This window comes from Vibrio limimangrovi (assembly GCF_054064025.1).
The window spans coordinates 192,771-214,220 of sequence record NZ_JBSUGF010000005.1; the positions used below are offsets into that span (position 1 = coordinate 192,771).

The window sequence follows — 21,450 nt, forward strand, 5'->3', positions numbered from 1 at the left end:
GTTCGTCCAAACTAAGAAACAAATGGCTTCCACAACGGAGGCCATTTTTTTTCAATTTAAACCAGCCGATGAAAATCCTTCCTATCGTTATCTCGAGATCAAAAAATCTGCTGAATAATCACTATTCACTTTGATATTCAGTTCATTTGCTTGAGTAACCAGTAACGATAACGTTATGATTGCTCATCTATTTTGTCTCTTACGAATATTCATGAAATCAGCTATTCCTTCTTTAATGGTTCAAGGCACCACCTCGGATGCCGGTAAAAGTGTACTTGTGGCAGGATTATGCCGAGTATTAGCGAGAAGAGGGGTCAAAGTCGCCCCGTTTAAACCGCAAAACATGGCACTCAATAGCGCAGTCACGAAAGATGGAGGCGAGATTGGCCGGGCGCAAGAAGTACAGGCACAAGCTTGTAATATTGAGTCCAGTGTGCACATGAACCCTGTTCTAATAAAACCGAATAGTGATACGGGCGCACAAATTATTCTTCAAGGTAAAGCCCTGTCTGATATGGACGCCGCAGGGTTTCATGATTATAAGAAAGTGGCAATGGACACCGTCCTTGACTCCTTTTCGCGTCTGACACAAGAGTTTGACTCGATCATGATTGAGGGAGCAGGTAGTCCCGCAGAAATCAATCTAAGAGAGGGAGACATAGCCAACATGGGTTTCGCCGAAGCAGCGGATGTTCCAGTGATCATTATCGCGGACATAGACCGAGGCGGTGTTTTCGCCCACCTGTATGGCACGTTAGCGCTACTGTCTGAATCTGAACGGGCACGAGTGAAAGGTTTTGTTATTAATCGCTTTCGCGGGGATATCCGCTTGTTGCAATCAGGTCTTGATTGGTTAGAGGAAAAAACGGGTAAGCCTGTGTTGGGCGTATTACCTTACTTACACGGATTTAATCTTGAAGCGGAGGATGCGATTACCGAGCAACAAGAACTAAGTTCCGACGTAAAGTTGAATGTTGTCGTACCAGTATTCACTCGCATCAGCAATCATACCGATTTCGACGTATTACGCCTGAACCCTGATATCAATTTACGCTACGTTGGAAAAGGTGAAAAAATTGATAAAGCGGATTTGGTTATTCTGCCTGGAACAAAGTCTGTACGTGACGATTTAGAGTATCTGAGAAGTCAGGGATGGGATAAAGACATACTGCGCCATATTCGTCTGGGTGGGAAAGTGATTGGCATTTGTGGTGGCTATCAGATGTTAGGCAAAACCATTGATGACCCGGATGGTGTTGAAAGTGAATCCGGAGTGAGTGAAGGACTTGGTTTACTCAATGTTCATACCGTTCTTACGGGTAGTAAGCAGCTCACCAAAACTGAAGCAGTCGTGACTATCAATGGCAAATGTGCCAAAGCAAAGGGCTACGAAATTCATGTTGGAAGAAGCGAAGTATCAGGAGAGCAGCCACTGCAAATTAGCCTGGGTGGTTATGATGGTGCGATCAGTGAATGTGGCCAAATCATGGGTACCTATTTGCACGGATTCTTTGATGAAATAGAAGTCCTGAACCTTATCACTGAGTGGGTCAATGGATCACAAGTGAAACAACAGAACTTCGAAGAACTTAAAGAGCGTGGAATTAACCGCATAGCCGATGCGATAGAACAGCATATGAATCTCGACTTTCTGTTCCGCTAATTGCTTTATCTACCCCATATTTTAATTAATCTTCAGCTTGCCTAGAAAAGGAGTAACGCAATGAATGTATGGAAGAAACATGTTTGCCTTACAGCACTATTAAGTATTTCATTTACAGTAAACGCAGCAGATGATCTAAAAGTATATGCCGCGTCTTCCATGACGAATGCCATTGATGATATCGCTCAAGATTTTAAAGAGAAATACAATGTGAATGTCACGCCTGTTTACGGAGCCTCATCATCAATTGCTCGTCAAATCCTGAACGGTGCCCCTGCGGATATTTATATATCAGCAAATACTAAATGGATGGACTATTTGGTGAATGAAGGAGTCATAAAAGGTGACAATGTCACTGAGTTGGTACGTAATAGTTTAGCTCTGATAGCTCCGACATCTTCGAGTGCCGTCACTTTCGATTTCTCAAGTGGAAAAGCCTGGGATGCCGCGTTGAATGGTGGTCGTCTTGCTCTGGGCAATCCGGCTTCTGTGCCTGTTGGAATGTACGCTAAAGAATCACTGACTTCACTGGGCGTATGGGATGGTATTCAAGATAAAATTGCACCTGCGAAAAACGTCCGTCTTGCTTTGGCTTTAGTTGAACGTGGGGAAGCTCCGTTAGGTGTGGTCTATAAAACCGATGCAACACTGACAGATAAAGTAAAAGTCGTCGGAGAATTTTCTAGTGATACACATACCGCTATCGTTTATCCAGCCGCAATGGTCAGTGATTCGACAAACTCTAAGCAATTCTTCCAGTACTTGAAATCGGATCAAGCTAAAGCGGTCTTTACACACTATGGTTTTCAGAAGTAATGCGGGTTGTCAGAAGTAGTACGGTTTTTCAGTAGTAAGGAGACAGAGTGACAGAACTGGAATACCAAGCCTTAATGTTAAGCTTGAAAGTCGGCTTTTATGCCGTGCTTTGGCTTATTCCGTTAGGGGTTTTGCTCGCTTGGTTACTTTCTCGGAAATCGTTCTTTGGTAAGACGATCCTCGATAGTTTGATCCATTTGCCGCTGGTGTTACCACCGGTTGTGATTGGCTATTTGTTGCTGGTGAGCTTGGGACGTCAAGGTTTCTTGGGAAGCTGGTTGTATGAGTATTTTGGGTTGGTATTTAGCTTTAACTGGAAAGGTGCGGTCGTCGCTTGTATTGTCGTCGCACTACCTCTTATGGTTCGCTCTGTTCGACTCAGTTTGGACAATGTGGATCCGAAACTTGAACATGCTGCTTCGACACTTGGCGCCTCACCGTTAAAAGTCTTTCTCACCATAACGTTACCTCTCACAATTCCCGGTATTATTACTGGTACAATGCTGTCGTTTGCGCGCAGTTTAGGGGAGTTTGGTGCAACGATTAGCTTTGTTGCGAACATACCCGGCGAAACGCAAACCATACCTCTCGCAATGTACAACTTTATTGAAACGCCCGGAGCAGAGATGGAAGCGGCTCGCCTTTGTATCATTTCAATTGCACTGGCGTTATCAACATTGATGTTGTCCGAATGGCTGAATCGTAGGGCCTCTCGTCGATTAGGGGCTAAGAGATGAGTATTAAAGTTCAATTTAAGCAATCTCTTGGCGAGACTGACTTTGATATTAGGTTGGAGTTACCGCGTAACGGTATAAGTGCTTTATTTGGTCGCTCAGGCGCAGGAAAGACAACGTTAATCAATGTAATCAGTGGATTGGTTACTCCTGAGCAGGGAAAGGTACAAGTAGGTAAACATGTTCTGTTTGATAGTGAGTTGGGAATAAATCTCCCAACCCACAAACGAAAAATTGGTTACGTTTTTCAGGACTCTCGTTTGTTTCCACATTACACCGTGCAGGGAAATTTGCAGTATGGAGTTCAAGAGAAAGACGACGCTTACTTTGACTCTGTCACCGATCTTCTTTCCATAAAGCCGTTACTGAAGCGTTTCCCGGTTTCACTTTCTGGTGGAGAGAAACAACGCGTTGCGATAGCTCGAGCGCTTTTGTCTAAGCCGAACTTATTGTTAATGGATGAACCGTTAGCATCACTCGACATGCCCAGAAAAAGGGAAGTGATGCCCTTTCTTGAAGAACTTTCAGATAAGGTTAACATTCCTATCGTGTATGTAACGCATAGCCTGCAAGAGATCATCAGGCTTGCTCAGAACTTAGCGATTATTGAACATGGTCAGGTCATGACCTGTGGGAAGCTTGAAGATGTCTGGGCGTCACAGATCATGAGACCGTGGCAGTCGTTCTCGGAACACAGTAGCTTATTTGAAGGTAAAATCGAGAATCATCATCAACAATATGCGCTTACTTCAGTCAAACTTGGACCCAATGCTTCCCTCTGGGTGCAAAAAATCGACGCTGAACCGAATACAGCGATTAGGCTTCAGGTGCGTGCAAATGATGTGTCTATAGCGTTGGAACGCCCGATAGCCACTTCGATCAGAAATGTACTGCCTGCTATTGTCTATTCTATAGAAGAATATAATGTCGGCGAGAGTAAGCAGAGCATCACGGTGTCATTGCAGTTAGATGAGAATTGTCACTTATGGGCAAAAATCACGCCGTGGGCATTGGACGATCTCAACCTTAAAGTTGGTGACAAGGTATATGCACAAGTAAAAGGGGTCAGTGTTACACAGCGTGACGTCGCATTTGCTCCTCACTCAGAGCACTGATGTTTATTACAATTTCTAAGTTTCAGAGTTAAAAAAGGCCGCTAAAATTGCGGCCGTTTCGTTATTAAAACTCAGTGTTATTTCGCGAATACTTCTTTGAATTCACGCTTTAGAAGAGGGTCGCGGCGCGCTTTCTTCAGTTGCTTAACCATATCTTTTACACAGTTGTGTAAAACACTATCAAGCAGTTGTGCACGGTACTCTTCTTTATCTTCATCTGTCATGTTTTCTGGCAGTTTAAGAGTCGGGAATTCTTCCATCACATTAATGCCGGCGAATGCCTGACCAACCGTTACTAAAGCATGGAATTGTTCAAAGTTATCCAGAATGTTTTGAGCGCTAGCTGGCATCTCATCCCAAGAGGAGCGAACCGCTTCTTCAGACACTTCATGGATAGAGGTAACCATTTCGAACATTTGCTCTGGAACTTCGTCGAATTCGATGACTTTACGCAGTTCTGGAGAAATGGTTTCTAGATCGATTTTTTTGCTTTCGGTGTTAGTTGCTTCTGACATGCTGTGTCTCTCGTTACAAAAAGGCGGGAATAGTAATACCAAATGATTCAAATATCTACCATTACTGTTATTTGATTCCGCGATGGTTAAACAAAAATATAGCACTTAATTATTAGTTCAATGCACCATGTTAATGAATATGATATATGGTTATTGAAGCAATAAATAAAAAGTGAGACACGATATGCTGCCAAACGGAACCTCAATGCGAATTCTCCTGGTTGATGATGTTCAACTGGACAGAATGCAGCTTGCTATCCGTCTAAAACAACTTGGCCATATCGTAAAAACTGCGGGTAGCGGTGCGGAGGCTTTAAGTATCTATGAAAGCTTTGATCCCGAGTTAGTATTACTTGATATCTCTATGCCGGAAATGAACGGCTTTGAAATTTCGTTAACTATCAGAGAAACCTTCCCAGACTGGATTCCTATCATTTTTCTAAGTAGCCATGAAGAACCTGAAATCATCGCCAGAGCAATAGAGGCGGGGGGAGATGATTATTTAACAAAACCCGTTGATAAATTGGTACTCAATTCCAAGCTTATTGCAATGCAGCGCATCGCTCATATGAGACGAGAGCTAAAGCAAGCAACAGCACAGCTAGAAAAAGCGAATCAATTGCTCACCCAACAGGCAAATGAAGATGGTTTAACTAAGCTTTATAACCGTAGATATATTGATCACAAACTCGAATCCATGGTGGCATGGCACGGAAGACGTCACCTGGTAATGGCTATGATTCTGCTGGATGTTGACTTTTTCAAACCATTTAATGATAACTACGGTCATATAGAAGGCGACCGTTGCTTGCAAGCTATCGCAAATCAGCTTAAAGCGACATTTTGTCGATCTGGTGAGTATGTCGGGCGTTATGGTGGTGAAGAGTTTGTAGTCCTGCTTACTAGCACCAACGGCACGACGGCGGTAAAAGAAGCTGAGCGAATTCAAGTGGCGATGTCTTTACTCGATTATCCACATGAATATTCAAATGTCTCCGATAAGGTGACAATGTCACAAGGGGTGTTCGTTTTTGAACCAACAGGAAAGGAGAGTATTGTTGAGTTGTATGCAACAGTAGATAGAGCACTTTATATTTCTAAATCTTCGGGGCGGGACAGGTACACTCTGATTAATATGAATTGAATCAATGATATGAATGAAAACCTATAGACGTTGCACTGTCACTTTACCTGGACTTATTAGGACCTGATCCGACTGTTATTTATTGAGTTTTATGCAATTGCGTCCGGCATTTTTCGCTTTATACAGTGCTTCGTCCGCCAGTGCGAGAACCTCTTCTGGTTCCAGATCAATTCGACTGTCTGCTACCCCAAGACTGACCGTTACTGACACCGATTTTCTTTTTACCGGGCCATCTCCACGCTTCATTTCCCCTTGTTTATTGTCATCTGGACGAGAAGACACGTCACGTAGGATGACATTATAATTTGCTATTGATTTGTGTACTTCTTCTAGCTGCTTAAGGCACTCTTCTGCATATCTACCTTTAAACACGAGCGTGAACTCTTCACCACCAAAGCGGTAAACCCTGGCTCCTCCTCGTGTTTTCTTTAACAGAGTCGCGACTAATTTGAGGACATTGTCCCCGGTATCATGCCCATATGTATCATTAAACTTTTTGAAATGGTCGACATCTAACATCGCAATCGTGAATTTCCCATCCATATGCTTAAGATCTAAGTCGAGTGCTCTTCGGCTTGGAATCAGTGTCAAGCTGTCTGTGAACGCGAGTTGATGGCTGGCGGTAGCGGAGTAAACAAGCATAAGTAACCCTGCCAGAGAAAACATGGTACTCGATATGTATTGTACATCGAAAAAAATGAAAGTTGCTGAGGAGAGCGCCATAGCGGAGTAGGTCATCGCATGGATGGTTTTGTTAGTCCTGAGCACCAGGATACCAAGACTGCAGACAATGCCTATACAATACAGGACAAGAATAAAAGGCAGTTTTGAAATGCTAGGGACAATAAACAATATGCCATTTGTCCAATCCTCAAATCGCCCTTTAATGTGAAACCTAAGGGTGATGTAAGACCAGAGTAAAAATATTATCAGCATAAAAATGTAAGCAAACATTGCTTTTGAGTTAGCTCCATCTTTACTGAAGAGGAATACGGCAAGAAACGAAATAGGCAGGAGTGTTGCCAGCATCGTCAACTCAATCAATGCTGTACCACTTTGAAGCGGGACTTGTAGTCGCTGTTGAATAATAAAATAAGCTAGCAGCATAGCGACGCATATCATCGACTCCCGCCCTTGTTTGAACGAGTAACAGAGCAGGAGTGCACAACCTAACAATACGTAAGGTAAATTTGCAGCGATTCCCCAATTTGACTGGGTCATCTGAATGATATTATTCATGCCAGAAATGACCAATCCCAATAGCGCTATCGGGAATGCAAATTTAAAACCTGACGATGAGATTAATGATGAGGACATTTCAAAAAATTGCCTGCAAAAATAGTTGATTACATAAATAGGTTACAATACGCACCATGTTGATATTAACATTGTAGATTATATGGTTTCAGTATCTTAACAATTTTCAACAATAAGTACACGTATGTGGTTAATTAAGTGTTAAGGCTGATTCCTCATTGTTGATCTTGACGGACATTCCCTGTGCGCTACTCATAGCTTGTTGGCCGCTTCGACTTCAATAATTGTATACAATCAGGCATGGGACGTCATCTATGAAGTACAGTTCTGAACGACATTGGAATAAGGAAATTGGTCATTAGCAACTTTTGCTTATGATGCTGTAAATACGTAAAGCAATTTAGCAATCCATTGCTTAACCGATGTTGCACTGGGAAACTCAGTGTCGATGATCCAACATGGCTGGTGCATAACTTGTTGTCATGAAGTGCCTGTAATTTTCTCATACACCCGCTATGATGGTTCAAGAGATCGGAATTGGCATGAACATCTAATTTTTAACCTAAATTTTAATCAACTCGTCACTTAGGCATAACGAGTTGATCCAAGGAGGCACAGTGGGATTCTTTTCGCGTTTGTTTGGTGGCAGTGAAAAAACTGTCGAAGTAAAGACTGTAGATCCAGTTGAGTACAAAGGTTTTCTGATTTATCAGGAAAGTATCGCTGAAGGTGGACAATTTCGAATTGCAGGTCGAATAGAAAAAAATGTGGATGGTGAGATAAAAAGCCATCGCTTTATTCGTTCAGATTTACTAGGCATGCAAGACGATGCCAACGAATTGATGCTGAAAAAATCGCAAATGTTTATTGATCAAATGGGTGACAGAATCTTCGATTAACAAATCGCTGTAACTTGATACGAATCATCTTTATCAGAGCCATTAGTATATATGCTGATGGCTCTTCTTTTTTTAAGACTTAAACAACTGTTAATTAAAGAATTAGAAATAACCTGGTTAGACCTCTGAGTTGCTATTTTAAATTCCCGAATTTGCCATGGTCATAGAGAGAATTATTGATTACTTAGTGTTATATGTAATGAAATTTTGTATTTATATAACAAAACACTTGAAGTCGAGTGACGCGTTAGATACAAAATGAATATAGCAGGACTGTTTGTCAAGGTATTACTGTGCAAATGGGTGAACCCAAAACATCGTTGTTTTATTTGCAATTGTCTTGCGTCTTAAACAGATAGAAATAAAAAAGAAATAGAGTAGAGCAAAGCTCTTTTTGGGGCTCATTAATTGATATGTATACAAGGAGTATGCGTTTTGCAAATCGGTGTACCTAGAGAGATACTCGCGGGTGAATCGCGAGTGGCTGCGTCGCCAAGTTCGGTTGAGCAGTTAATTAAATTGGGGTTCGATGTCGCTATCGAATCTCAAGCGGGGGTGCTAGCGAGTTTCGATGATGCCGCTTATGAAGCGTCAGGAGCGAAAATCGTTTCTAGTGATGAAGTTTGGAAATCTGGTCTTATCCTAAAAGTGAACGCACCAATCGTAGATGACGAAAAAAACATCGACGAGATTGCGTTACTACAAGACGGTGCGACGCTAATAAGCTTTATCTGGCCTGCTCAAAATGAAGAACTAATGGGACAGCTTTCAAGCAAGAATATTAACGTTCTGGCGATGGATTCGGTACCACGTATCTCTAGAGCTCAAGCATTGGATGCACTTTCTTCTATGGCAAACATTGCGGGTTATCGTGCGGTCGTTGAAGCTGCTCATGAGTTTGGCCGTTTCTTCACTGGGCAAATTACTGCAGCAGGAAAAGTCCCACCTGCAAAAGTATTGGTTGCTGGTGCTGGGGTTGCTGGTCTGGCTGCTATCGGTGCTGCAGGTAGTCTTGGTGCGATTGTTCGTGCATTTGACGTTCGCCCTGAGGTTAAAGAGCAAGTGGAGTCAATGGGAGCAGAGTTCCTGACAGTAGACTTCCAGGAAGACTCAGGTTCAGGCGACGGCTACGCGAAAGAAATGTCTGATGCATTCAACAAAAAAGCCGCTGAGCTGTATGCTGAGCAAGCAAAAGACGTTGATATCATCATTACAACGGCATTGATCCCAGGAAAACCTGCACCGAAGCTTATCACCAAAGAAATGGTCGACAGCATGAAAGCAGGTAGCGTGATTGTTGACCTGGCGGCGGCGAATGGCGGAAACTGCGAATACACAGTGAAAGACCAGGTTTTCATGACAGATAACGGCGTTAAAATTGTCGGCTACACTGACATGGTAGGTCGTTTACCAACGCAATCTTCTCAGCTATACGCAACAAACCTTGTAAACCTTCTGAAACTGCTTTGTAAAGAGAAAGACGGCAACATTGATATCGACTTTGAAGACGTAGTTCTACGTGGTGTGACTGTCGTTAAAGAAGGTGAAATCACTTGGCCTGCTCCACCAATCCAAGTTTCTGCTCAACCTCAAACGAAGCAAGAACCTGTTGCGAAGAGAGAACCAAAAGTCAAAGAACCAACTTCACCAACGAAAAAACTGGTTGGTTTGGTAGTTGCTGTTGGCGCTTTCGCATGGATTGCATCGGTTGCTCCGGCTGCATTCTTATCTCACTTTACTGTATTTGTGTTGGCGTGTGTGGTGGGTTACTACGTAGTTTGGAACGTAACTCATGCTCTGCATACGCCGCTGATGTCCGTGACTAACGCCATCTCAGGCATTATTGTCGTTGGTGCGTTACTTCAGATTGGGCAAGGGAATGGTGTTGTTTCCTTCCTGTCGTTTATTGCTGTGTTGATCGCGAGTATCAACATCTTCGGTGGTTTCACCGTCACCAAGCGTATGCTTGAAATGTTCCGTAAAGATAAATAAGGGGTCACAATGTCTGCAGGATTAGTACAAGCAGCTTACATTGTTGCTGCATTATTTTTCATCATGAGTTTGGCGGGACTTTCTAAGCAAGAGTCTGCACGTAACGGTAACTACTACGGTATCGCTGGTATGGCGATTGCGCTGATCGCAACGATCTTTGGCCCAGATGCGCAAGGATTCGGTTGGATCATTATTGCAATGGCAATCGGCGGTGCGATCGGTATTTTCTACGCCAAGAAAGTAGAAATGACTGAGATGCCAGAACTGGTTGCGATTCTACACAGCTTTGTAGGTTTGGCTGCCGTTTTAGTAGGTTACAACAGCTACCTGGACGCACCTGAAGCTGCAACTCACGCTGAGCATGTTATCCACCTTGTAGAAGTATTCCTTGGTGTATTTATCGGTGCTGTAACCTTTACCGGTTCTATTGTTGCATTTGGTAAGTTACGTGGTGTAATTTCTTCTTCACCGCTTAACCTTCCTCATAAGCATAAAATGAACCTGGCAGCGGTTGTTGTTTCTGCGCTTCTAATGATTTATTTCGTTAAAGCAGACGGCAGCATGTTCGCCTTGATCGTAATGACCTTGATTGCATTTGCGTTTGGTTACCACTTAGTGGCGTCAATCGGTGGTGCAGACATGCCAGTAGTGGTTTCGATGCTGAACTCATACTCTGGTTGGGCGGCGGCGGCGGCAGGTTTCATGCTGGCAAACGATCTACTTATCGTAACAGGTGCTTTGGTTGGTTCGTCAGGTGCGATTCTGTCTTACATCATGTGTAAAGCAATGAACCGCTCTTTCATCAGTGTTATCGCTGGCGGCTTTGGTCAGGAGATCATCATTTCAGGTGATGAAGAGCAGGGTGAACACCGTGAAACTACGGCTGAAGAAGTTGCTGAAATGTTGAAGAACTCAAAATCAGTGATTATCACTCCAGGATACGGCATGGCTGTAGCGCAAGCACAATATCCGGTACATGAAATCACTGACGCACTGCGTTCACAAGGTATCGAAGTACGCTTTGGTATTCACCCAGTTGCTGGACGTCTACCAGGCCACATGAACGTGTTGTTAGCAGAAGCGAAAGTTCCATATGATATCGTTCTAGAAATGGACGAGATCAATGATGACTTCCCTGAGACTGACACAGTGCTTGTCATTGGTGCGAACGATACAGTAAACCCAGCCGCGCTCGAAGATCCAAACAGCCCAATCGCAGGTATGCCTGTACTGGAAGTATGGAATGCGAAAAACGTGGTTGTATTCAAGCGTTCAATGAATACTGGCTATGCTGGCGTTCAAAACCCGTTGTTCTTTAAAGAAAATACATCGATGTTATTTGGTGACGCGAAAGAAAGCGTGGAGAACATTTTTAAAGCATTGTAACAATTTACTGTTTTAAAATGATATAGGGTCAGCAATTGCTGGCCCTTTTTTATTTCGCATCAATGTAATAGTAATGCAAATCCTGAAGTTACCAGATGTCAATTGAATCTGGTTTGCTGTATAGTTTGCCTTAATCTAATAAGTAACGGTAACAGTTTGATTAACAAGATTTTGCTCGGTTTTGCATTGGTACTGCCTATTTTTTCGGCAGATGCATCAGCCGATTCATTACCAGAAAGAATAGATACGTTCACTGAGCTGTTTAACTATGAAACAGCTCTGAAGTCGTATGATATTCGTATTCTGCAATCAAATTATCCTACAAAGTTACTTGCGCCTGATTCACTTCTTCCGCAAACGGCAGACTACCCGCTAAAAGACATACAACAGCTTTATAGTTTAGATAAAACTTGTCGAGGTAAGCTTCCACTTAGCCCTTTGATCACTGAACCACTTGTATTCACACGAGCTATCTGTAAAGGTACAGCTCTTACACCACGTTGGTTTTCTCGTAGTGGATTAATTCACCCTGGTGGTGGTACTTATGCCGCACGCTATGTAGATAAATACCCAGAATTCAAAGCCAAGTTGGCTCAGTACATGCACATTAAAGAGCGTGACAACGAAGAGGGTGATGAATTACTTGCAAGCTTGCAAAACATGAACGACGACGCCATCAATGCGTTAATTTCTGGTGCGAATATGTTCATCGAAGGAAACGAGTTTTGGCTTCGTCGCGGTGACCGTTATTTCTTGTTCGAGAAAGAGATATGGCAAGAAAATGTCGCTAAGGCAGGTCTGTCTTATACTTTAGCGTCAGAAAACAAGAGTTGCTTTGTTAAACGCGGTAATATTTGCTGGGATGTAGAAGATCATTCACAAATTCTACGCATAAGTATGATCATCTTGGTCATAGCGAACATTCTTCTTGTGATTGGGTGGGCAGTATATCGATGGAACAGTAAACGTGAAGATCTACGCAGCCGTATGTTGGTATTACAAATACTTACTCACGAATTAAGAACACCAATTGCGTCTCTTTCATTAACGGTTGAAGGTTTTCGTCGAGAATTCGAACACTTACCAGAGAGTGTATATGATGAATTTCGTAGACTATGCGAAGATACTCGACGTTTGCGTCAGTTAGCGGAGGCAAGTAAAGATTATTTGCAATCTGATAACCAAATGCTTGCAACCGACTGGGTGCCGTCGGTTGTGGAGTGGTTAGAATATAAGATTGAAGAAGAGTTTGATAACGCTGTACTTTTAAACATAAACGAAGATGTTGCTGCTAAAGTTAATGTATATTGGCTTGGGACCTGCATTGATAATCTGCTTCGTAACGCCCTTAAGTATGGTGTTCCACCGGTTGAGCTTAATGTTCAAACCAGTGAAGATAAAATCGTTTTCCAAGTCCGTGATGCCGGTGGTTTGACCGCAAAAGACTGGACTAATTTAAAAAAACCGTTCGTAAGTAAGAGCGGGCTAGGACTTGGACTGACAATCGTTGAATCTATGGTAGGCCGCATGGGCGGAAAAATGTCCCTTATTGGACCACCTACAACCTTTATATTGGAGATACCTTGTGAAACAGACACTGCTTCTCGTTGAGGACGATAAAAACTTGGCTGACGGCCTGTTAGTAAGCCTGGAACAAGCAGGATATGAGTGTTTACATGTGGAGCGTATTGCCGACGTTGAACCGCAATGGAAAAAAGCCGATTTAGTCATACTGGATCGCCAGTTGCCTGATGGCGACTCAGTACAATATCTCCCGGAATGGAAAAAGATCAAAGACGTGCCTGTTATCTTGTTAACGGCACTTGTTACTGTAAAAGATAAGGTGGCTGGACTTGACTCCGGTGCAAATGATTATCTAACGAAACCTTTTGCGGAAGCCGAACTCTTTGCTCGAATTCGTGCTCAACTGCGTTCTCCAGATGCAGGAGAGCAGGGGGGTGCTGACAAAGTAGTCACAAAAGATCTAGAGATTGATCGTGCCACCCGTGAAGTCGTTTTTAAAGGTGAGTTGATTACATTAACGCGTACAGAGTTCGATTTGTTGCTGTTCTTAGCATCAAACCTAGGTCGAGTATTCACCCGAGATGAATTGCTTGACCATGTATGGGGTTACAATCATTTCCCGACAACTCGTACCGTAGACACTCATGTACTCCAACTCCGTCAGAAGCTTCCTGGGTTGGAAATAGAGACACTCCGTGGCGTCGGCTACAAAATGAAAGCATAAAGAATAATGAAAATACTACTCCCGGTAGTTTTGTCATTAGTGTTAGTGAAACCAGTCCAGGCAATGGATTGGTTTCAAACTAATACCCCTTTAACACAGGCACATCAGCACCTTCTTGAAGATGACCTTGCCTCAATGTTCAACACGTTAGTGGAACTTTGGCAAACTGAGCCAAGTAGAGAATTGACCACTCACTTGAATGATTTGTTCAGTCAGTCTCTGACGAAAGACTGTGGCAAGTCTCTTACAGGCGTCACTTTACCTGACTGGATCAGTGGGGTGAACGTTATTCGCCAAACTATTCAAAGTCCAGGAAGAGATACTTTTAGACTGGTTATTAAACTCAGAGCTACTAAAGACATTGAGCAGATTACTTTTAATCGTTGGGTCGATACTTCGATCTCAGCTGATAGTTCTTTTGGAATCGAAGAAATGCCAGAAGATACCGAAATTGCCAATGAGCGTAGTTTTTTAAAGCGTTACAATCTCACAGGAAACCTGGAATCTGGTTTGTATCATTTATCCGTTGTCGCCAAGGATAAACAGGAATACCGAACGTGGGTAATTCTTGGTGATAGTAATTCAAGCCAATACGTGCGCTGGACCTCAAAAGAGAACTGGAAAGTTGAAAAGAGCGCATTAAGAAACCCGCATTGTCCATTACCTCAACTTGAAGTCGGGCTTTTTGATTACGTTGATGGACAGTATGAGCAAATGTGGAATAAGACTTATGAATCAAATTATCCAGACTCGCTAGAACTTGCAGGTGTTCCTAACGACAGATATGTTCTAGCCGTTAGTATAAATAGTCGTCGTTGGCAGGGAGACATTATCGTTGAGCAATCTCAGACTATTAGCCGTACTTACGACCTTTCTCAAGATGAATAGCTAAAGATATACCGGAGACAGTGTTGCGATATCAACCATCGAAAACAGCTTGCTGGCTAAGATGAATTTCCTTGCGAGCCATTAAACGAATCGTTATAGTCTGCTCCTCATTATGAGGAGCTTTTTTATGTTTGACGATTTACCCCCTCTATCGCACGAAGAACAGCAGCAAGCTGTAGAGCAGATTCAAGAATTAATGGCGAAAGGCACAAGTACCGCAGAAGCCATAAAAATTGTTGCTGGACAGATTCGAGCCAAATACGCCGAAAAACAGAAACAGAATTAATCAAAGAAGCAGGGCACAGACCCTGCTTTTTTAATGCCACAACAATTTGATTATTCAATCCACCTTCATAAACCTTCCAAATACACACGAGTGACAATGTCACATACTTTTTAAGATGTAAGTTCAAAACAGTAACGATCACTAGTTGCGTTCGAATTAAAGTTTGCCTACTTCAGTCTATTCCAGCTTTCTATCCAGTTATAATTTTAATCTTTAAATCCGAGCGAAATAAATAATAAACCATAAATAACAGTAACTTAATGTAGGCTAATGTTCTGTTGTTGATTTTAACCAAAAAGCATTTTGTAATTTAATTACATGCTGAATGCCAAGGTTGATTTGTGGTAGTGGATTATTCTGCATCTTGAGAAATGCTACACCGTAATAACCTAGAGTTAAAGTATATTCGTCGTAAGACCAGTAGGATTAGAAACAGTGAGCACTTGCACCTGATCTTATGAGTGAAGTCATAGAGATTTGATTGGTAGCGAAAAGTTACGTAGTAAAACTGCGTCGCTGTGAAAGATACAGGCTTCTGAGATACTGCTCAGATAATTGGTAATTGTAGGGTTTCGTATATAACGGCTTGGTCTAAGTGAACTAGACTTAGGGTACGTATATGACTACAAATCGGGGGAAAATTATGAGCTACAAGCATATACTAGTCGCTGTCGATTTATCTCAATCTAGCAAAACCGTTATAGATAAAGCAATTAGCCAGGCAAAAGAATCAAACAGTAAGCTTTCCTTCGTATACGTCGATGTTGACAGAGTAATCTTCGAGGCAAGAGAAGAACAAAAGTTACATGAAAATCTACAAACTCTTGCAGACGAATGCGGTTATCCAGTCGCTGACATTGCTGTAGTGATCGGAGATCTCCACATTAAGTTGCAAGGAATAGTTAAAAAGGACGAAATAGATTTGGTCGTGTGTGGCCATCACCACAATCTACTGAGCCGATTTTTCTCCTCTGTACCCAAAGTTGCCAATGCTGTAGAAGCTGACTTATTAGTTGTATACCTTCATGATGAGTAGCAAGCTCAATAAAGTTTAGCTTAATGATTGAAAGCAATTCGTCTCTTACTGTTGTTGTGTCATTTCAGAAGGCCAAGTAGATCATTAAGCACTTTAAATCGCTGAATATCACGTTCACTCATAGCAATCAGCATTCGGTTGATGTCCTCAAAAGAATGTATTTCCAAAAGTATAAGAGGACATTTTAAAATAGCTCGTACCTTAAGTTCGCATTATGTATATTATGTTAAATATAATGTTACGCTACGTGAAAACTTGTTCAGTTAAGTCTCCTATCCCTCTCAGATTTTAAATTTAAATTTGTGCTCATCCAAACTGTATGGCGTTGGGGGCTTGATTAAACATAACGGCTATTTACCATAAAATAGCTAATATCGATCTATCAATCTGCGATTGCTCAATCTTCAATTAGCTTTCCAAAAGCACCAAACTTAACGTGTGCTGTCTGTGACACTTACCGTAGATGCAGAAAGAAAAAGCGTCGGTATCGACGCTTTTGTTCATTCTAATTGCTTATCCGCCAGCGAGCTTTACGGTCATGCCTTTCTTTTCCAGGTGCGCTTTAATTTTATCTCGAGCGTCACCTTGAATTTCAATGTTGCCGTCTTTAACTGAACCACCACAGCCACAAACTTTCTTGAGTTCTGCGGCAAGTAACTTAAGTGGCGCATCATCGAGATCTAAACCCGTGACAATACAAACGCCTTTGCCTTTGCGGCCTTTTGTTTGGCGTTGAATGCGCACGATGCCGTCACCTTTAGGACGAGAGGTTTTCTCTTCTTCCGGTTTGATTCGACCTGTTTCCGTTGAATATACTAATGTCATATTGTCATTTCTTTTGTTGTACGTCTTAATACAGTGTATTTCTAAGTGACGTTAATTACATTGTGCTATTGATACAGTCTTCAAGAAACTCGTGGAATTTATGGCCATTATTTTGAAGCATTTTCGGAAACATTGATATTGGCGTCATGCCTGGGAACGTATTGACTTCGTTTAAGTAGATTTCCCCATCTTCAGTCAGGAAGAAGTCGATACGAGACAGATGACGAAGATTCATCTGTTTAAACACAGTCTCTGACTCTTGTTTAATCGTGTCGATTTGCTCTTGCGAAAGGTTTTTTGCTTCTACTTCTGTTAGTGAATGGCTAGTGCTGCTGTATTTCTCATCATATGAGTAAAATGCTCCATCAGGTGCAATGATTTCGCCTGGTTTGGTGATATGCAGTTGACCATTCATTTCATAAGCAGCCACTTCTAGCTCTCTAGGTCTAACGGACTTTTCTACCAAAACTTGTTCTGAGTACCCAAAGGCTGCATTAACTGCATCGGAAATCGCTTCTTTTTGAGTGACGCTGTAACACCCTACGGATGAGCCTTGTCTGGCAGCTTTTACAAACACTTTGCCCCATTTATCAAAAGCTTGCTGTGCTTTGATATGTGCCTGTTCATCATTTTTGGTTAAGAATAAATATGGCGTGTTCGGGATTCCTAAAGCATCGTACCAAAGCTTCGATGTGATTTTGTTGAAGCTGTTGCTGCTAGCTTCAGGTCCACAACCTAGATAAGGAATACCGGCAATTTCAAACAGTGACTGAATATCTCCGGTTTCTCCAGGAAAACCGTGGATGCATGGTACGATGAAGTCGATTGCCTGATTAGTAGTGTCAGAACATAAGCGTTTGGTATTAAGATCTAAATAAACCAGTTCGCCTTGGTTAGTCATCCAACCTTCGTTTTTGATTTCTACGCGCGTTACGCTGATGTTCTCAATAAGGTTTAATTGTTGTTCAACAAAATTAGCAGACAGCAATGAAATCTCATGCTCTGAAGAACCACCACCGCATAATAGAAGAATATTTTTAATCATGAATCAATCTTTCCGTGACCTACAAAAGATACTAGCCGTTATGATAACCCTTTGAGGAGTAACGTACAGTTATTTTACTGTGAGGTGTTTCGTTCGGGTACGATTTAAACAAATAAAAAAGGGAGCAAAACGCCCCCGGTTTCGTTTGATCAGTTCAGCTTGTTAAGTGTCGGGTACGCTGAATTTTTAATCGTATCAATACTTTTAACAAAAGGCTTTAGCTGACGGAACTGAGTTGGAAGTGTTGAGATAGCCTGCTGAGCCTCTGCACTTGTCGCATAATCACCGTATAAGATGGAGTACCATTTAGTGCCATTAACCATCTTGTAATTTTCCCAGACTGGCTGGTCGTTCTTCGGTAATTTATTTGCAAATTCAGTTACTTTTGATTCACTACCTACCGCCACAACCTGAATTGTATATCCGAAACGTTGAATGCCCGACTGTTCACTGCTTGGCGGCAAGATCTTAACTGGTTTTACCTGCTCTTTCGGGGAAAGTTTTACGACTCTTTTCTCTTCAGGCTTAGCCGTCATTTTAACCACTTTTGGCGCAACGTCTTTCTCAACCACGGCATTCTCTGATGTCATGATAGGTTTCGATATTACGTCTGGAGTGAACTCCTCTTGATAACTCTCTGAGCTCACATCGGTAATGTAAGTTTCAGATGCACAAGCGGACAGAATAAGGGTTAAGCCGATGATTGCGGTCTTTTTCATGAATTTACAAACGCTCTGAATAAATATTAAGATAAATCATGCCGATAGCAGACTCGATTATCAAGCATCAAATACAATAATCTACCTATTTGATGTGATGAGTGACACAAACTACGCAAGCTTGGTACAGATTTTCTTCAATGTTCATTGTGAGCGTGTTTTATCTACGAGTTATTCGTTTATGATTATTGATGTCCGGACAATAAAGCTCTGCCCAGTCTCGTGTTAAAGGCAAGGAATCTGCATGAATAAACTACATAAGCTTTTTAAACCTGATTCAGTTGCGGTAGTAGGCGCATCACAAAGAGAATTACGCGCTGGTCATGTGGTTATGCGTAATCTGCTTCAAAGTGGTTTTGGTGGAGCGATTATGCCAGTGACGCCAAAATACAAAAGTGTGTTAGGGGTTATCGCTTATCCAGACATTGCCTCCCTGCCCTATACGCCTGATATTGCAATTCTTTGTACCAATGCTTCACGCAACGAACAATTGTTAAAAGAGTTAGATGAACGTGGGACGCAATTTGCCATCGTTATCTCCGACGATGCACGAGTTATTGATGTTTCGTCTCTCAATATTCGAGTTTTAGGCTCGAATAGTTTGGGAATCATTCTGCCTTGGCATCACTTTAACTGTACATTCTCTCCTGTAGCAGCCAAACCAGGCAAGATAGCCTTTATTTCTCAGTCGGCTGCTGTCTGTACCACGGTACTCGATTGGGCAAACGACAAAAACATTGGTTTTTCTTCATTTATTTCCATTGGACGCGGTCAGGATATCGATTTCGCAGATCTGCTAGATCATTTGAGTATGGATGGTCATACGGAGGCCATTTTGCTCTACGTCGATTCGATTCGAGATGCCCGTCGCTTCTTGTCTGCAGCCAGAGCCGCTTCTCGAAACCGCCGAATTCTCGTATTAAAAGCGGGCCGTTCTAAGGCAAAGAATACGATCGAACAGCAAGATGGAGACCCTTTAGACATTATCTATGATACGGCGATTCGAAGAACAGGTATGTTGCGTGTAAGTAACACCCATGAGCTTTTCGCTGCGGTAGAGACCCTAACTCATTCTGTGCCACTACGTGGAGAACGTTTGGCGATCATCACTAATGGTGGCGGACCCGCTGTGATGGCGGTGGATACACTATTCGAGCGCGGCGGTAATTTAGCGATACTTGATGAAGCAACAACCGGACAATTGAGATCCGTCTTACCTTTAAATTGGCGGGAATCTAACCCTATAGACCTTGCCGGCGACGCGACAAAAAAACGCTATGTCGACACCGTAAATGCTTTGATGAACAACGACTGTGCAGACGCAATATTGATTATGCATAGCCCGTCTGCAGTTTCCGATCCTTTAGAAACGGCTCACGCCGTGATTGAAGCGATAAAATCACACCCAAGACACAAACATTTCAACATCTTGACTAACTGGTCGGGTGAACAAACGTCTCGTGAAGCTCGTCTGGCTTTTACACAGGCGGGGATTCCTACTTATCGAACACCCGAAAGTTCCGTCGTTGCTTACATGCACCTTGTGGAATACAGAAGAAACCAAAAGCAATTAATGGAGACGCCGACAACAGCAGAACCATTACACTCAGGTAGCGTGAATTCTGCAATTGAATGGGTAAATGAACGACTACTGGATAAAGATACAGTTTCTTTAGATACACACCAAACTAGCCCTCTGTTTAAGTACTTTGGTTTTAAAGTGCTACCAACCTGGATTGCTTCAGACCCTATAGAAGCAGTTCATATGGCGGAAAATATCGGCTACCCGGTAGCGGTAAAGCTTCGCTCTCCCGACATCCCACATAAGTCGGATGTACATGGGGTTGCGTTGAACTTGCGAAACAGCAGTGAAGTCTCAGCAGCCTCTGATTCTATTTTAGACTCAGTGAAACTCAGTTATCCATCTGCAAACGTCCATGGCCTGCTAGTGCAAGGCATGGCAAAACTAGGTAGCGCAGAAGAGATACGAATTAGTATTGCCGTTGATAAAGTATTTGGGCCAGTGATTTTACTTGGACAAGGCGGGTCTGAATGGAACATTGCTCAAGATGCTGTTGCTGCCTTACCTCCTCTGAATATGACACTTGCTCGATATTTGGTTGTCGTCGCACTGAAATCAGGGAAAATTCGCTTACAGAAGCATAAAGATGCCCTCGATATTACCGAGCTTTCGAAATTCTTAGTTCGTATCTCGCAAATGGCGGTTGAGTTACCTGAAATACAAAGACTGGATATCCATCCAGTTTTAGTATCTGGCAGTGACCTAACAATCATTGATGCTGACGTTACGTTAACGAAGTACGAAGGCGATGCACAAAAGCGCCTGGCTATTCGCCCTTTCCCTGCCGAGTTTGTCGAAACCATAACGTTACGCGACGGCCAGCCCGTATTACTTCGCCCTATATTGCCCGAAGATGAACCACTTCATGCGCAATTTATAAATAGCGTTTCAAGAGAAGATCTCTATAAACGATTTTTCTCTGAAGTCGGAGAGTTCAACCATGAAGCTCTGGCGAACTTTACACAAATAGATTATGACCGGGAAATGGCATTTGTAGCGGTCGCATTTGATAGTAACGGTCCATCAATTATAGGTGTGGCTCGAGCACTGATTACACCAGATAATAGTGATGCCGAGTTTGCGATCCTTATCCGTTCAGATCTTAAAGGCAAAGGGTTAGGCAAAGTTCTTATGCAAAAAATCATCAGCTATTGCAAAGTAAAAGGAACCAAACAAATCTCAGGCATGACGATGCCAACTAACCGTGGAATGTTGATGCTTGCCCAGAGCCTTGGTTTTAAGATTGATGTGCAGTTTGAGGATGGCACTGCGGATATGGTTTTACCTCTGAACTAGAAGC

At 42.5% G+C, this 21,450-nt stretch carries 19 protein-coding genes; 14 read left to right on the top strand and 5 right to left on the bottom strand.

All coding sequences use genetic code 11. The features are described from left to right. Positions 1-211 precede the first annotated feature (211 nt). The 4 genes from ACWYU8_RS05305 to modC are packed head-to-tail and all read left to right on the top strand — an operon-like array spanning position 212 to position 4,328. Positions 212-1,663, top strand: coding sequence for a cobyric acid synthase (locus ACWYU8_RS05305; protein WP_457517765.1), 1,452 nt, complete (start codon positions 212-214; stop codon positions 1,661-1,663). A 60-nt stretch (positions 1,664-1,723) separates the two neighbouring features. Continuing rightward, entirely contained in the window at positions 1,724-2,479 is a 756-nt protein-coding gene (gene modA / locus ACWYU8_RS05310) for a molybdate ABC transporter substrate-binding protein (RefSeq protein WP_457517767.1), read from the top strand. Between the two features lie 47 nt (positions 2,480-2,526). After that, positions 2,527-3,216, top strand: a complete 690-nt coding sequence (gene modB, locus ACWYU8_RS05315) for a molybdate ABC transporter permease subunit (protein ID WP_457517769.1) — start codon at positions 2,527-2,529, stop codon at positions 3,214-3,216. Further along, positions 3,213-4,328 carry a molybdenum ABC transporter ATP-binding protein ModC gene (gene modC, locus ACWYU8_RS05320; protein WP_457517771.1) on the top strand — a complete coding sequence of 372 codons (1,116 nt, stop codon included), beginning with the start codon at positions 3,213-3,215 and terminating at the stop codon, positions 4,326-4,328. Before modB ends, modC begins: the two co-directional genes overlap by 4 nt. A gap of 77 nt (positions 4,329-4,405) precedes the next feature. Here the strand turns inward: modC and ACWYU8_RS05325 are convergent, their stop codons facing one another. Further along, on the bottom strand, positions 4,406-4,843 hold the full coding sequence (locus tag ACWYU8_RS05325) for a DUF3069 domain-containing protein (protein WP_457517772.1): 438 nt from the start codon (positions 4,841-4,843) through the stop codon (positions 4,406-4,408). A gap of 184 nt (positions 4,844-5,027) precedes the next feature. Here ACWYU8_RS05325 and ACWYU8_RS05330 point away from each other — a divergent pair, with 184 nt between their 5' ends. Then, positions 5,028-5,987 carry a diguanylate cyclase gene (locus tag ACWYU8_RS05330; RefSeq protein WP_457517773.1) on the top strand — a complete coding sequence of 320 codons (960 nt, stop codon included), beginning with the start codon at positions 5,028-5,030 and terminating at the stop codon, positions 5,985-5,987. Between the two features lie 75 nt (positions 5,988-6,062). Here the strand turns inward: ACWYU8_RS05330 and ACWYU8_RS05335 are convergent, their stop codons facing one another. Beyond that, positions 6,063-7,304 carry a GGDEF domain-containing protein gene (locus ACWYU8_RS05335; protein ID WP_457517775.1) on the bottom strand — a complete coding sequence of 414 codons (1,242 nt, stop codon included), beginning with the start codon at positions 7,302-7,304 and terminating at the stop codon, positions 6,063-6,065. A gap of 557 nt (positions 7,305-7,861) precedes the next feature. Between ACWYU8_RS05335 and ACWYU8_RS05340 the strand changes: the two genes are divergently transcribed. The 8 genes from ACWYU8_RS05340 (at position 7,862) to ACWYU8_RS05375 (ending at position 15,979) form a co-directional block, all read left to right on the top strand. Beyond that, on the top strand, positions 7,862-8,143 hold the full coding sequence (locus ACWYU8_RS05340) for an HlyU domain-containing protein (protein ID WP_457517776.1): 282 nt from the start codon (positions 7,862-7,864) through the stop codon (positions 8,141-8,143). Between the two features lie 435 nt (positions 8,144-8,578). Next, complete coding sequence (locus tag ACWYU8_RS05345; protein WP_457517778.1) at positions 8,579-10,135, top strand: Re/Si-specific NAD(P)(+) transhydrogenase subunit alpha; 1,557 nt, start codon at positions 8,579-8,581, stop codon at positions 10,133-10,135. A 9-nt stretch (positions 10,136-10,144) separates the two neighbouring features. Beyond that, positions 10,145-11,521, top strand: a complete 1,377-nt coding sequence (pntB, locus tag ACWYU8_RS05350) for a Re/Si-specific NAD(P)(+) transhydrogenase subunit beta (RefSeq protein ID WP_457517780.1) — start codon at positions 10,145-10,147, stop codon at positions 11,519-11,521. A gap of 156 nt (positions 11,522-11,677) precedes the next feature. Continuing rightward, positions 11,678-13,132 (top strand): sensor histidine kinase VxrA, encoded by a 1,455-nt coding sequence (vxrA, locus tag ACWYU8_RS05355; protein WP_457517782.1) that lies wholly within the window; start codon positions 11,678-11,680, stop codon positions 13,130-13,132. Further along, complete coding sequence (gene vxrB / locus ACWYU8_RS05360; protein ID WP_457517784.1) at positions 13,107-13,769, top strand: response regulator transcription factor VxrB; 663 nt, start codon at positions 13,107-13,109, stop codon at positions 13,767-13,769. The genes vxrA and vxrB overlap by 26 nt, the downstream gene beginning before the upstream one ends. 6 nt (positions 13,770-13,775) lie before the next feature. After that, the gene (locus ACWYU8_RS05365; protein ID WP_457517786.1) at positions 13,776-14,657 is read left to right on the top strand and encodes a DUF2861 family protein; all 882 of its coding nucleotides are present in this window, start codon (positions 13,776-13,778) and stop codon (positions 14,655-14,657) included. Between the two features lie 127 nt (positions 14,658-14,784). Then, positions 14,785-14,943 carry a YoaH family protein gene (locus ACWYU8_RS05370; protein WP_457517788.1) on the top strand — a complete coding sequence of 53 codons (159 nt, stop codon included), beginning with the start codon at positions 14,785-14,787 and terminating at the stop codon, positions 14,941-14,943. Between the two features lie 643 nt (positions 14,944-15,586). Next, a complete protein-coding gene (locus ACWYU8_RS05375; RefSeq protein WP_457517790.1) occupies positions 15,587-15,979 on the top strand; it encodes a universal stress protein in 393 nt (130 codons plus the stop codon). Positions 15,980-16,492: 513 nt separating this feature from the next. On the opposite strand, the gene yciH is transcribed toward ACWYU8_RS05375, so the two are convergent. From yciH to ACWYU8_RS05390, 3 genes are all read right to left on the bottom strand, one after another. Continuing rightward, on the bottom strand, positions 16,493-16,804 hold the full coding sequence (gene yciH / locus ACWYU8_RS05380) for a stress response translation initiation inhibitor YciH (protein WP_012842285.1): 312 nt from the start codon (positions 16,802-16,804) through the stop codon (positions 16,493-16,495). 55 nt (positions 16,805-16,859) lie between these two features. Further along, positions 16,860-17,849 carry a D-alanine--D-alanine ligase gene (locus ACWYU8_RS05385; RefSeq protein ID WP_457517793.1) on the bottom strand — a complete coding sequence of 330 codons (990 nt, stop codon included), beginning with the start codon at positions 17,847-17,849 and terminating at the stop codon, positions 16,860-16,862. Between the two features lie 149 nt (positions 17,850-17,998). Continuing rightward, complete coding sequence (locus tag ACWYU8_RS05390; protein WP_457517794.1) at positions 17,999-18,568, bottom strand: SPOR domain-containing protein; 570 nt, start codon at positions 18,566-18,568, stop codon at positions 17,999-18,001. A gap of 244 nt (positions 18,569-18,812) precedes the next feature. On the opposite strand from ACWYU8_RS05390, the gene ACWYU8_RS05395 reads away from it, so the two are divergent. After that, positions 18,813-21,446: a bifunctional acetate--CoA ligase family protein/GNAT family N-acetyltransferase gene (locus ACWYU8_RS05395; protein WP_457517796.1), complete on the top strand. Its 2,634-nt coding sequence runs from the start codon at positions 18,813-18,815 to the stop codon at positions 21,444-21,446. Positions 21,447-21,450: the final 4 nt, after the last annotated feature.